The organism is Nocardia sp. NPDC004278 (assembly GCF_053602975.1).
This window is the reverse complement of record NZ_JBSGEQ010000004.1, coordinates 123,917-136,660: the sequence shown is the minus strand read 5'-3', so window position 1 is coordinate 136,660 and position 12,744 is coordinate 123,917. Positions and strand designations below refer to the sequence as shown.

Below are 12,744 nucleotides of genomic sequence, written 5' to 3'. Positions count from 1 at the left end.
GCCTGCAAATTGCCGCCACAGCAGTTCGAGTGATGCTCGACCGTGGGGCACCGAAACGAAGAAGTGGAGTCAGAGATGTCGAACGTCGGCACCCCGAAGACCGCTGCCGAGATCCAGCAGGATTGGGACACCAACCCGCGCTGGAAGGGCATCACCCGCAACTACACCGCCGAGCAGGTGTCGAAGCTGCAGGGCACTGTCGTCGAAGAGGCCACCCTCGCCCGTCGTGGCTCGGAGATCCTCTGGGACCTCGTCAACAACGAGGACTACATCAACTCCCTCGGCGCCCTCACCGGCAACCAGGCGGTCCAGCAGGTCCGCGCCGGTCTGAAGGCCATCTACCTGTCCGGTTGGCAGGTCGCCGGTGACGCGAACCTGTCCGGCCACACCTACCCGGACCAGTCGCTGTACCCGGCCAACTCGGTGCCGTCCGTGGTGCGTCGCATCAACAACGCGCTGCTGCGTGCCGACGAGATCGCCAAGGTCGAGGGCGACACCTCGGTCCAGAACTGGCTGGCCCCGATCGTCGCCGACGCCGAGGCCGGTTTCGGTGGCGCGCTGAACGCCTACGAACTGCAGAAGGCCATGATCGCCGCCGGTGCCGCCGGTGTGCACTGGGAGGACCAGCTGGCCTCCGAGAAGAAGTGCGGCCACCTGGGCGGCAAGGTGCTGATCCCGACCCAGCAGCACATCCGCACCCTGACCTCCGCGCGCCTCGCGGCCGACGTCGCCGACGTGCCTTCGGTCATCATCGCGCGCACCGACGCCGAGGCCGCCACCCTGATCACCTCGGACGTGGACGAGCGCGACCGTGAGTTCCTGGACGGCACCCGCACCGCCGAGGGCTTCTTCGGTGTGCAGAACGGCATCGAGCCCTGCATCGCGCGGGCCAAGGCCTACGCCCCCTACGCCGACCTCATCTGGATGGAGACCGGTGTGCCGGACCTCGAGGTCGCCCGCAAGTTCGCCGAGGCCGTCCGTGGCGAGTTCCCGGACCAGCTGCTGGCCTACAACTGCTCGCCGTCCTTCAACTGGAAGGCGCACCTGGACGACGCGACCATCGCAAAGTTCCAGCGTGAGCTGGGCGCCATGGGCTTCAAGTTCCAGTTCATCACCCTGGCCGGCTTCCACTCGCTCAACTACGGCATGTTCGACCTGGCCTACGGCTACGCCCGCGAGGGTATGACCGCCTTCGTCGACCTGCAGGAGCGCGAGTTCAAGGCCGCCACCGAGCGTGGCTTCACCGCCATCAAGCACCAGCGTGAGGTCGGTGCCGGTTACTTCGACACCATCGCCACCACCGTGGACCCGAACACCTCGACGGCGGCCCTGAAGGGTTCCACCGAAGAGGGGCAATTTCACTAGCCGCGCCTTCGCGCGGCGTGTTCGCGGCCCCGAAGGCTCGCTTCCGAGCACTCGAGACTCGCGCCTTCGGCGCATGCGCTTCGAGTACTCGGAAGCGAGCCGGCCGCGAACGGTCGGTCGTAAGACTCCCTCCGTGGTTGTCGCTAAGGCAGTTTCGGAGCTTGAACCGGGTGCTCGCTTCAGGGAATGAGGTTCCCGACGTGAATACCGCTAATCCTCTACTCCAGTAGGGGTGTACCGCCCTCCCGGCTGAACAGCCCCAGCCGGGAGGGCATCCCTATACCTTGGACCATCGAAGGTCGGCTCTTATCGGAGCGTCCTTCGCCACCAGCCACCCGACAGCCAGACAAAAACAGCAGGAGCGGGACGTGAGCAGCGAGAAGATTCAGCGCGTCGGCATCATCGGTGCCGGACAGATGGGTGCGGGAATCGCGGAGGTGTGTGCCAGGGCGCATATCGACGTGCTCGTCTACGAGCAGACTCGGGAACTAGCCGCGGCGGGCCGCGCTCGCATCCTGCGTTCGCTGGACCGTGGCGTGAGCAGCGGCAAGATCACCGAGCGCGAACGCGAACAGGCCGCGTGGCGGCTGCGGTTCACCTCCGACCTCGGCGATTTCGCCGACCGCCAGCTGGTAGTCGAGGCGGTGCTCGAGGACGAGAAGGTGAAGACCGCCATCTTCGCCGAACTCGACAAGGTCGTCACCGATCCGGACGCGGTGCTGGCCTCCAACACCTCCTCCATCCCGATCATGAAGATCGCGGTCGCCACCGCCAACCCGGAGCGCGTGGTCGGCATGCACTTCTTCAACCCGGTGCCGGTGCTGCCGCTGGTCGAGCTGGTCACCACGCTGAAGACCAGCGAGGCGGTGTCCGCGCGCGCCGAGGCCTTCGCCAGCGATGTGCTCGGCAAGCAGGTCGTGCGCTCGGCCGACCGCTCCGGCTTCGTGGTGAACGCGCTGCTGGTGCCGTACCTGCTCTCGGCCATCCGGATGGTCGAATCCGGCTTCGCCACCAAGGAAGACGTCGACAAGGCGATGGTGCTCGGCTGCGCCCACCCGATGGGGCCGCTGGCACTGACCGACCTGGTCGGCCTCGACACCGTGAAGTCCATTGCCGACTCCATGTACCAGGAGTTCAAGGAGCCGCTGTACTCGGCGCCGCCGCTGCTGATGCGCATGGTCGAGGCCGGACTGCTCGGCAAGAAGACCGGCGCGGGCTTCTACCAGTACAAGGTTTGAGTTGATGGGCATTCGCGGCTGTGTTTGATTTGCCGCGCCGCGGGTTCGCGGCCCCCAAGGTTCGTTTCCGAGCACTCGAGACGCGCGCCTGCGGCGCATGCGCTTCGAGTACTCGGAAGCGGGCCGGCCGCGAATGTCGCCCGTAAGACTCGCTCCATGGTGGTACTCGAATGCGGAGGATCACCCGGCTCCCTGGTTCAGCGGAGCCAAGGCAATATGCGGCATAAGCTGCAAGAAGTGCCGGGTCGTTACCAGCGGCTCGGCTTTGAACACCGAGAGCGCAGCGCTGCTGCGGGGTCTGGGTCGAGGACTCCGCGCAGGTGATCGAAAGGGAGTACCCCGCTCATGGTCAACGTTCAGGATGGTTACGGGTCGAGCATTCTCGGTTACCCGAGGATCGGGCCGCATCGGGAACTCAAGCGGGCGCTCGAGGGCTACTGGCACGGCGGGATCTCCCGTGACGAGTTGCTCGCGGTCGGGCGCGATATCCAGGAGCGGCAGTACAACGGTCTCGCCGCCACCGGTCTGACCCAGGTGCCGGGCAATACCTTCTCCTTCTACGACCACATTCTCGACAATGCGCTGCTGTTCGGTGCGGTGCCCGCGCGGTTCAAGCCGTTCCAGGACGAATTGCACCCGCTGGACTTCTACTTCCTGATGGCGCGCGGCCGCCCGGATCTGCCGCCGCTGGAGCTGGTGCGGTTGTTCGGCACCAACTACCACTACCGCCAGCCCGAACTCGATGAGAACACCGAATTCTCGCTGCACCCGGAGGCTTTGCTCGACGAATGGGACCGCGCGAAGGCTCGCGATATCGAGCTGCGCCCGGTGGTCGTCGGTCCGGTGTCGCTGCTGCTGCTGTCCAAGGCGGGCCATATCCCCGGTGAGGCAGGCGGTTTCGACACGCTGAGCCTGCTCGACAAGCTGCTTCCGGTGTACGAGGAGCTGTTCGAGATCCTCGCCAAGCGCGGGTCCACCTGTGTGCAGTTGGACGAGCCGTGCTTCACCAGTGAGCGCACCCCGGCCGAGCTGGCTGCTTTCGAGCGGGCCTACCATCGGCTTTCGACGGCGGCGCTGCGTCCGCGCATGCTGGTCACCGGGCAGTACGGCGATTTCGGTGAGGCGCTTCGGATTCTGGCCGAGACCAATGTCGAGGCCATCGGACTGGATCTGGCCAGCTATCGGATCCAGCCCGAAGAGCTCGCCGCGGTTCCCGGCATTCGGCGCAAGCGCCTGTACGCGGGCGTGATCAGCGGCCTCAATGTCTGGCGTGCGGATCGCTACGTGACGCTGGAATACCTCAACGAGCTGGCCGAGGTGTGCCCCGATCTGGTGGTGTCCACCGGCACGACGCTGCTGCACGTGCCCTATGACGTGCTCGCCGAATACGACATCGAGGGCCATGTCGCCGACCGCCTCGCCTTCGCGCGGCAGAAGGTGGGCGAGGTGGTTTCGCTGGCCAAGGCGCTCACCGAGGGACCGTCGGACAAGTGGCGCAAACGGCCGACCGAGGTGCACTTCAAGCAGAAACATGCGGTGCGGCAACGGGTTTACGCGATCACGCCCGATATGCGGACCCGCGAACCGTACGAGGTGCGTCGCGAAGCCCAGCAGCGCAAGTTGAATCTGCCGCTGGTGCCCGCCACCACACTGGGTTCGTTCCCGCAGACCGCCAGGATCCGCCAGGCCCGCTACGACCTCGGCGAGGGCAAACTGTCCTACGACGAATACCGCAAGAAGATCGAGGCCGAAATCGAGGCCACGATCCGCCTGCAGGAGGACATCGGCCTCGATGTGCTGGCGCACGGCGAACACGAGCGCAATGACATGATCCAGTACTTCGCCGAGCTGCTCGACGGCTTCGCGACTACGCACTTCGGCTGGGTGCAGGTGTACGGATCGCGTTGTGTGCGACCGCCGATCATCTACGGCGATGTCTCGCGGCCCGCGCCGATGTCGGTCGAGTGGATCAGCTACGCCCAGTCGCTGACCGATCGGCCGGTCAAGGGCATGGTCACCGGTCCGGTCACCATGATCGCCCGGTCGTTCGTGCGCCAGGACCAGCCGCTCTTCGAAACGGCCGACCAGGTCGCGCTGGCCATTCGCGATGAGGTCGTCGATCTCGAACGTGCCGGCATTTCGATCATCCAGGTCGACGAGCCCGCCATTCGCGAGCTGCTACCCATGCGCCCGGCGGGGCGCGCCGAATACCTGCGCTGGGCGGTCGCGGCATTCCGCTTGGCCACCTCGGGAGTCCGGCCGGAGACCCAGATCCACACGCATATCGGCTATTCCGGGCGCACCGAGGTGGTCGATGCGATCGAGGAACTCGATGCCGATGTGACCGCGATCGTGGCCACCCGCTCGATCGAATGGGTGCTGAAGGCGCTCAAGGAGGATTCGGCCTCGGGCCACGGCCTGAGCCACGGTGTCGGTCCCGGTGTCTACGAAAGCCGTTCGGCGCGCATTCCCGACATCGATGAGCTCGACGAATTGCTCACCGCCGCAGCCGCAGCCGTGACGCCGGAGCGGCTGTGGGCGAATCCGGACGGCGGTTTGAAGACCCGCCACTACTGGCAGCTGGAGCCCTCGCTGCGCAATATGGTCGCGGCGGCGCGCCGGGTCAGGCGACGGGCGGCCGCGGCGGAGTAGCACCGAAGAAGAAGGCCGCCTTCATATCTCGCGATATGGAGGCGGCTTTTCGCTGGGCGTGATCGACGACATATTCAAATCGGTACGGTCCGTACCGTATCCTTGAGGTATGGCTGATCAGGCTTGGCCCGAGTCGTTGCCGGTGGCGCAGGTTCGTATTGCCCGGCCCACCGATCGGCTGGCGGAGGTCGTGCGGTTCTACGTCGAGGGGTTAGGACTGCGCGAGCTCTACCGATTCGAAAACCACGCGGGCTATGACGGAGTAATGCTCGGACTGCCCGGCACCGGATATCACCTGGAGTTCACCACGCATGTGGACGGCAGTCCCGGCACGGCGCCCAGTGCGGAAAACCTACTGGTGCTGTACTTCTCGAACGAATCGCAGATGTTCGACGTGGCACAGCGGCTCGGCGAATTCGGGGTGCAGCCCGTCCCCGCCGAGAATCCGTACTGGGCCGCCAATGGCGGCTTGACCTTCCCCGATCCGGATGGTTGGCGCGTTGTACTGATGCCACGTCCGGTGTTCTGATGCCCGGCCGCGCCCGCGAAGACCGAATCGATATCGCGATCCTCGCGGCGGCCCGAGAGCTATTGGACGAGAACGGCTATGCCGAACTGTCCATCGGCAGGGTAGCGTCCAGGGCCGGTCTGCACCGGCCCGCGATCTACCGCCGCTGGCCATCGAAACGGCACCTGGTTGTCGATGTCGTGGCCGACCTGCTGGGACTGCAACCAACGCCCGATACCGGTGACCTGCGTGCCGACCTGACCATCGCAGTGCGGAATCTGGTTGCGGCACTGCGCGATACCTCACTGAGTCACGTATTGCCCGCGCTGGTGGCCGATCTCGCCAATGACCCGGACCTACGCGCACATTTCCTGGCCACGGTCTTCGAACCGCGCAGACATACCACCGCTATCGCACTGCGGTCAGCGATCCGCCGTGGCGAGATCGATCCGAATACCGACCTGGATTTCGTCCTGGACGCCCTCGTCGCCCCGATCTACTACCGGGCCCTCTTCGGTCACCTACCGCTGACCGACCACCTCGCCGACCAATCGGTCGACGCCGTATTGCGGGCAATCGCACGTTGAGCTGCCCCCCCTGGGAAGCGGGCCGATACGGCACGAACCCACGGTCACGACTGCCCACGAGCGGACGTCAGCTCGTGGAGCGATTCGAGCAGATCGCGATCGCGGTTGAAACCGCGCGCGGTGATCAAACGAGCAGCATCCGTCGCCTGTTGGAGATCCTCCGGGGTCGCCGCGTCCAACAGACCCAGAAGGTCTGCGAGATCCTGTGGGCGAGAAGTGTCGTCGCGAGCCAGTAGCTTCAGTGCGATGAGGTGAGGGTGAGTCCCGGGACGATTTCGAGATTTTCGGCTGCCTGCACGATTTCCGGCTCGATCCCAGAGCTGGCAAACAGAATGTCGACCAGTATGGCGACACCGTCGACCGATCTTTTCAGCCGGACGGTGGCGAGTCTGCCGTTGTCGTGCTCGACCGACGCGTGGAACCCGTAGCCCTCACCCATAAGGCGTCGAACCAGTGCCTCGGCGGCGTTGTCGTCCGCGACGGCCGCCGCCACGTCGATGTCGTGGGTGAATCGTGGTGTCGAACGGGCAGATACGGCGAATCCGCCTACGAGAGCCCAGGAATAGCCATAGCGATCGAGATCGGACGCTGCACGTCGCAGCGTGGCTTCGAGTCGGTTCACGCGAATCGACGGGAAGGACGACCTGCTGAGTCGCCCAGTGGCGCGCTCGGCCTAGAGAGGAGCCAGATCTGGACGGCCTCATCCACCTCGGCGTCAGTGGCGTCAGGCCGCATTCGCCGGATGCGGGCACGTTGCATGAGCACGCCGAATTCGTGCATTTCCAAGGCGAGTCGAAGTCGCTGACCTGGCGTTTCTTCCGGCACGTTATCCAGCTTACCGTGACCGACCATAGGCAGTGGGAGCCCGGAACTGTCTCCAGCCGTGCTGTGTGGATCGGCGCACCGCTACGTCTGGCTGATGTGCACGGCAGCGCCAGCCGAGTGGCGTATTCAGTGGCTCAGGGCGGCGACCGCGAGCATGAAGGTGGCGCCGGTGACGGTGCAGGCGAGGGTCAGGCGGGAGGGATGTTCGGCGTGTGCCTCGGGGAGGATATCGGCGGTGGCCAGGTAGAGCAGGAAACCGGCGAAGTAGCCGAGGTAGAGGCCGACGGTTTCGGCGGGAAGACGGATGACGGTACCGATTACCGCGCCGACGACCGGTGCGATCGCATCCAGGGCGAGCAGGGTGATGGCGCGCTTGCGGGCGCTGCCGTAGAGGGTGGTGATGGTGAAAGTGTTGAAGCCGTCGGCGAAGTCGTGACAGATGACGGCGATGGCGACCGCGACGCCGACGGTGGCCCCGGCCTGGAAGCCCAGACCGATGCCGAGGCCGTCGAGGGTGCTGTGGAAGATCAGCCCGGCCGCTGCGAGTAGTCCGACGGATTCGAAACCGTGCTTGTGCGCACCGAATTCGCGTTCGTGACCGGTATGGATGGCGACCGCGCGTTCGATCACGTGGATGGTCACGAAGCCGACGACGGTGGCGATGAGCGCCGGCGGAACCCCGAGTGCGCTGTGCCCCTGCTGCGCCAATGCCTCGGGCAGCAGGTCGAAGAAGACAACCCCCAACATGACGCCCGCCGCCAACCCGAGCACCAGATGTCTGCGGTCGCCGATCCGCACCGCCACCAGCCCGCCGACCAGCGTCGAGCACATCGAAACCAGCGCAAGCAGAATCGCCATCGGTCCAGCATCTGCCACCGGTCCGCAGCGCAATGCGATATCCGCCCTGCGTGTTCGCGAGGTACGAGCCTGTGGTCTGGGCATTGCGTTCGCCGAGCGTGCGCGCGGCTGGGGTATTGCGTTCGCCGAGCGTGCGCGCGGCTGGGGTATTGCGTTCGCCGAGCGTGCGTGTGCAGTAGGACATCACGTTCGCCCGTCATTCGCCGGCGGCCAGGGTGTTCACGCTCGTAAGGCATTCGCCTGCGCCTGCGCCTGCGCCTGCGCCTGCGGCTACGGCGCGGGCCGTGGCCGAGTCGGGGGCAGAAACGCGGCGATCGCGCGCAGTCCGGTGGTGATATCGGCAGCGGTGGGAGCGTGATCGGGGTCCACCAGATGTTGGACCAGCAGGCCACCGATCAAGGTCTGCAGCACATCGCCGATCCGAGGGTCCGGCTCGGCCGGGCCGAACAGCTCGGCGAGTCCGGTGCGCGCCCCGGCCTGCGCGGAGCCGATCTCGGCGCGCAGTTCGGGGGAGTGCAGCGCTTGGGCAAGGCTTTCCACATTGGCCGACCACACCGCGGGATTCTCGGTGAACGAAGTGATCAGCCGCTGGAGAAAATCGCGCAGGCGGGCGGCCGGATCGGCGCCGGCACGGTCGGGCAGTGACTCGAGTATCTGCTGCACCGCGTCCGCGCTCGACTCCATCATCGCCTGATTGAGCAGCTTGTCGCGGGTGCCGAAGTGGTAGTTGATGGCGGCCAGGTTGCTGCCGGACGCGGCCACGATATCGCGCACAGTGGTGCGCGCGTAACCGCGTTCGGCCAGGCATTGCTTGGCCGCGGCGAGCAGATCTTCTCGGGTTCCCACAGCCGCACCCTATCAGTCCGGCATACACCTGTTTGTGACGAATGTTTCACACATTCGTCTGTGACAAACGTTTGAAACGGCTGTATGTTGAGGACACCGCCCGCTCCGACACAGGAGGTACGAGATGACCACGCAGCGACAGATTTCCCCCTTCGAGCTGACCTACTTCGACTCCGGCAGCAGGCTCGGCAGCGTGCCGACCGGCGATATGCCGTTGTTCATCGGCTCCACCGTGCACGGTTCGCTCGATATCGAAATCCTGCGCCGCGTACTCGATGAACTGTCGGCCGCACATCCGCTGCTGCGCAGTAGGCCGGTGGCCGATGCGGAGAATGTGCTGCACTTTGTTCGAGACGACGCATACCGACCGCGCCTCGAGGTCGCCGATGGCGGCGAAGCCGAATATCTGAATCTGGTGAACGGGCCACGGGATTGGCACGACGGCCTGTTCCGCGCCCATCTACTGCGTGACCGTGATCGGGATCAGATCGTCCTGGTAGTTCATCACGGCATCGCTGACGGCAGATCGGCTTTCGCACTGCTCGAGCAGATGTGGCAGCGCTACACCGCGCACGCGACACAGACCGAGCTGCCGCAATCGGATTCGGATCAGGGGCTGCCCGAGGCGATCGACGACCAACTCGCCGAGGTCATCTCGGACACCGAGGTCGCCGATTGGCTCGACCAGCTCCGGTCCGGTGCCGCGACCATGGGGCCGGAATCTGCCCCGCGCACGCTGCCGGAGAACGGCAGCGGTGTCGATCCGCTCGGTCGTTTCGCGTTACAGCGCATCGAACTGGATGCCGAGGAAACCCGGGTGCTCATCGATACGGCTCGCGCACACGGCCTTTCGGTCAACAGCCTGCTCGGCGGCGCGGGCCTGATCGCATTCCGCTCGCAGCTCGAGCCATCTACCGGACCGCTGCCGATGTTCTGCGGGCATGCCGTTGATGTGCGGTCGGAGGTGGATCTGCCCGCGAGCACCATGCTCAACTGCGCCTCGGGCGTGGGTACCCCCGCGATGGTCTCGCACGATACGAGCCCGATCGAGGTCGCGCACCAGGTGGCGGCGGGTATGCGCGCCGCCCAGCAGGGGCGCGAAGCGGCGGTCTTCCTGCTCGCGGCGCAACGCGTACCGGACGAGCCGACCGCCGCGATCCTGTCCGCGGCACCGACCCTCGCCATCTCCAATATCGGTCGCCTGCCCGCACATTCGACCCCCGATGGCATCCGGATCATTCGCGACGATGTGTATGCGATGGGCCCCGGTATGCCACCCAAGCTGACCATATTCACGGTCGGCGAACGGCTCACGATTCAGGTCGAATACGACACCGCACACCACAGCCGAGCGCAGCTGGGCAAGATCGGTCTGGCGCTGATCGCCGCACTCCAGGGCATCGGCGGCGCATAGTCGGGTGTTATCCGGTCGGCGGCCGCCTGCTGCCGGTGAAACGAATGGTCCACTGTCGGGTCCACTTTCGTTGCTTCTTCGGCGGCCGCTCGGTCTTATCGGCGTCGGCATCCGCTTCGACCTCGTAGCGACGGATATAGGCGCCAGCGAACGCCTGCACCGTCGCGGTGACCGGAATCGCCAGCAGTGCACCGGTCGGCCCGAGGATCGCGGCACCCGCGATGACCGCGCCGAATGCGACGGCCGGATGCATATCCAACGTGGTCGCGGTGATTCTCGGCTGCAGGACATAGTTTTCGAACTGCTGGTACACCACAATGAAGCCCAGAATCCACAGCGCGCTGGATGGGTTGTGCACCAGCGCGACGAGCACCGGCAGCGCACCGGCGAGGTAGGTGCCGACGGTCGGGATGAACTGCGAGACAACGCCGACCCACAGTGCGAGCGCGAATGCGGACGGTACATCGAGCACGCGCAGTGCGACATAGTGCGCGATCGTGGAGCACAGTGCGAGCAGCGCGCGCGAATAGATGTAGCCGCCGGTCTTTTCGACGGCGATATCCCAGGCGCGCAATACATGTCGCTGGCGGCTCGGCGGCAGCAGTGAGCTGACCGCGTTGCGGAATCGCGGTCCGTCGGCGGCGAAGTAGTAGGTGAACAGCAGCACGCCGAGGGCCTGGAAGATGGCACCGATCGCAGCGGTGCCGACACCCCAGGCATTGCCGGCCAGTCCGACCAGATAGCGGTCGATGGTGGAACTCCACTCACCGAGATACTTCTGCATATCGGCGCTGGACAGATGGGTTTTGAAGGTGCGATTGACCCAGTCGATGGCCTGATCCGCATTATTGGGCGCGTTCTTGACCAATGTGGTGACCTGATCGATGAGCAGCGCGCCGAGCGTCCACACGAATGCGACGGTGGCCGCGGTCAGCAGCAGGAAGACCAACCCGGTCGCCAGCCCGCGCCGCACTCCGCGCGCGGCAAGCCAATTCACCGCGGGCTCGATGGCGAACGCCAGGAACAGCGAAACCAACAGAACCAGCAGAAATCCCTGCAACTTCTGCAGCACCCAGAAGCCGAATACGAGCCCGGCCACCGTCGCCGCGGCCAGCAGGAAGGCCCGCAACAGCCATGGCGGCGGCCCCGCCGTCACATCGGCGGTAACCACCGCCGTTTCGGCGGGCGGCGTTCGATCTTCATCCGCAGGCACACCGCCAAGCTACTGAACCGAACACGAATTCGCGCAACGACATGCGCGCGTCCGCCGTACGACTCGACTCGGCCGCGCGCACCAAATGTGCCCCCGAAGTGTCGGTATCAGATCGTCGACGCGTCGATCACGAACCGGTACCGCACATCACTGGCGACAACCCGGTCGTACGCGCCGTCGATCTCATCGGCCGAGATCAGTTCGATCTCCGCGCCGATCCCGTGATCGGCGCAGAAGTTCAGCATCTCCTGGGTCTGTGCGATGCCGCCGATCATCGAGCCCGCCAGCGCGCGACGGTACCCGGCGATGGTGAAAGGTCTGACGCTCATAGGGTTTTCGGGCATGCCGAGGATCACCAAGGTGCCGTCCAGTCTCAGCAGCCGCAGGTAGTTGTCGATCGGCAGGTCGGCCGAGACGGTATTGAGGATGAGGTCGAATCGGTTGCGCAGATCGCGGAAGGTCTGCTTGTCACCGGTCGCGTAGTAGTGCTGCGCGCCGAAGCGCTTGCCGTCGTCCTGCTTGCTCAGCGAATGGCTCAGCACGGTGACCTCGGCGCCCATTGCCGCGGCGATCTTCACCCCGACGTGTCCGAGTCCGCCCATGCCGATGATCGCGACCTGCTTGCCCGGTCCCGCGTGCCAGTGCCGCAGCGGGGAGAACACCGTGATACCCGCGCACAGCAACGGCGCCGCCACATCGAGTCCGATGCCCTCCGGAATGGACAGCACGAAGTTCTCGGTCACCACGACCTGGGTCGAGTAGCCGCCCATGGTGTGACCGCCGGGCTGAACGGACGGGTCCACCGGGGTGTTGTAGGTCATGGTGGCGCCGTTATCGCAGTACTGCTCTTCATTGGCCAGACATGGACCGCAGACGCCGCAGGAGTCGACCATGCATCCGACACCGACCCGGTCGCCGACCCGATACTTGGTCACCTCGGAGCCGACCGCGGCGACAATGCCCGCGATCTCATGGCCGGGGACACAGGGATACTTCGCCCTACCCCATTCGTCGCGGGCGGTGTGGATATCGGAGTGGCAGATGCCCGCGTACGCGACATCTATCAGCACATCGCGCGGTCCGAGCTCGCGCCGCTCGATGACGAGCCGCTCGAACGGCCCCTCGGGCGCGGACATCGCATACGCGGCAGCAACGCTCATGCGTACATGCCTACCGTCGCATGGCAGGTTTGCCAAACGCAGCGCCTGTTGGACATCTCCTGGCCACAATGGAACTGG

General features: G+C 65.5%; 11 protein-coding genes and 1 pseudogene. 6 read left to right on the top strand and 6 right to left on the bottom strand.

Features of this window, described 5'->3' with window-relative positions; all coding sequences use genetic code 11:
* Positions 1-75 precede the first annotated feature (75 nt).
* The 5 genes from aceA (at position 76) to ACWEO2_RS07860 (ending at position 6,350) form a co-directional block, all read left to right on the top strand.
* Complete coding sequence (aceA, locus tag ACWEO2_RS07880) at positions 76-1,365, top strand: isocitrate lyase (protein ID WP_452404627.1); 1,290 nt, start codon at positions 76-78, stop codon at positions 1,363-1,365.
* Between the two features lie 368 nt (positions 1,366-1,733).
* The gene (locus tag ACWEO2_RS07875; RefSeq protein WP_364389444.1) at positions 1,734-2,603 is read left to right on the top strand and encodes a 3-hydroxybutyryl-CoA dehydrogenase; all 870 of its coding nucleotides are present in this window, start codon (positions 1,734-1,736) and stop codon (positions 2,601-2,603) included.
* A 345-nt stretch (positions 2,604-2,948) separates the two neighbouring features.
* Entirely contained in the window at positions 2,949-5,255 is a 2,307-nt protein-coding gene (gene metE / locus ACWEO2_RS07870; RefSeq protein ID WP_452404626.1) for a 5-methyltetrahydropteroyltriglutamate--homocysteine S-methyltransferase, read from the top strand.
* Positions 5,256-5,364: 109 nt separating this feature from the next.
* On the top strand, positions 5,365-5,784 hold the full coding sequence (locus ACWEO2_RS07865) for a VOC family protein (protein WP_354956839.1): 420 nt from the start codon (positions 5,365-5,367) through the stop codon (positions 5,782-5,784).
* Positions 5,784-6,350, top strand: a complete 567-nt coding sequence (locus ACWEO2_RS07860; RefSeq protein WP_452404625.1) for a TetR/AcrR family transcriptional regulator — start codon at positions 5,784-5,786, stop codon at positions 6,348-6,350. The genes ACWEO2_RS07865 and ACWEO2_RS07860 overlap by 1 nt, the downstream gene beginning before the upstream one ends.
* A gap of 44 nt (positions 6,351-6,394) precedes the next feature.
* Here the strand turns inward: ACWEO2_RS07860 and ACWEO2_RS07855 are convergent.
* The 4 genes and pseudogenes from ACWEO2_RS07855 to ACWEO2_RS07840 form a co-directional block, all read right to left on the bottom strand.
* Positions 6,395-6,972, bottom strand: a pseudogene (locus ACWEO2_RS07855) (nucleotidyl transferase AbiEii/AbiGii toxin family protein).
* Positions 6,969-7,202, bottom strand: coding sequence for a hypothetical protein (locus tag ACWEO2_RS07850; protein ID WP_452404624.1), 234 nt, complete (start codon positions 7,200-7,202; stop codon positions 6,969-6,971). Before ACWEO2_RS07850 ends, ACWEO2_RS07855 begins: the two are co-directional and overlap by 4 nt.
* 99 nt (positions 7,203-7,301) lie before the next feature.
* Complete coding sequence (locus ACWEO2_RS07845) at positions 7,302-8,033, bottom strand: ZIP family metal transporter (protein ID WP_354956845.1); 732 nt, start codon at positions 8,031-8,033, stop codon at positions 7,302-7,304.
* Between the two features lie 270 nt (positions 8,034-8,303).
* Positions 8,304-8,879, bottom strand: a complete 576-nt coding sequence (locus ACWEO2_RS07840; protein ID WP_452404623.1) for a TetR/AcrR family transcriptional regulator — start codon at positions 8,877-8,879, stop codon at positions 8,304-8,306.
* A gap of 124 nt (positions 8,880-9,003) precedes the next feature.
* Here ACWEO2_RS07840 and ACWEO2_RS07835 point away from each other — a divergent pair, with 124 nt between their 5' ends.
* Positions 9,004-10,293, top strand: coding sequence for a phthiocerol/phthiodiolone dimycocerosyl transferase family protein (locus ACWEO2_RS07835; protein WP_452404622.1), 1,290 nt, complete (start codon positions 9,004-9,006; stop codon positions 10,291-10,293).
* A 7-nt stretch (positions 10,294-10,300) separates the two neighbouring features.
* Here ACWEO2_RS07835 and ACWEO2_RS07830 read toward each other — a convergent pair whose 3' ends face one another.
* Both ACWEO2_RS07830 and ACWEO2_RS07825 read right to left on the bottom strand, forming a co-directional pair.
* The gene (locus ACWEO2_RS07830; RefSeq protein WP_452404621.1) at positions 10,301-11,506 is read right to left on the bottom strand and encodes an AI-2E family transporter; all 1,206 of its coding nucleotides are present in this window, start codon (positions 11,504-11,506) and stop codon (positions 10,301-10,303) included.
* A 107-nt stretch (positions 11,507-11,613) separates the two neighbouring features.
* On the bottom strand, positions 11,614-12,666 hold the full coding sequence (locus tag ACWEO2_RS07825; protein ID WP_452404620.1) for an NAD(P)-dependent alcohol dehydrogenase: 1,053 nt from the start codon (positions 12,664-12,666) through the stop codon (positions 11,614-11,616).
* Positions 12,667-12,744 lie beyond the last annotated feature (78 nt).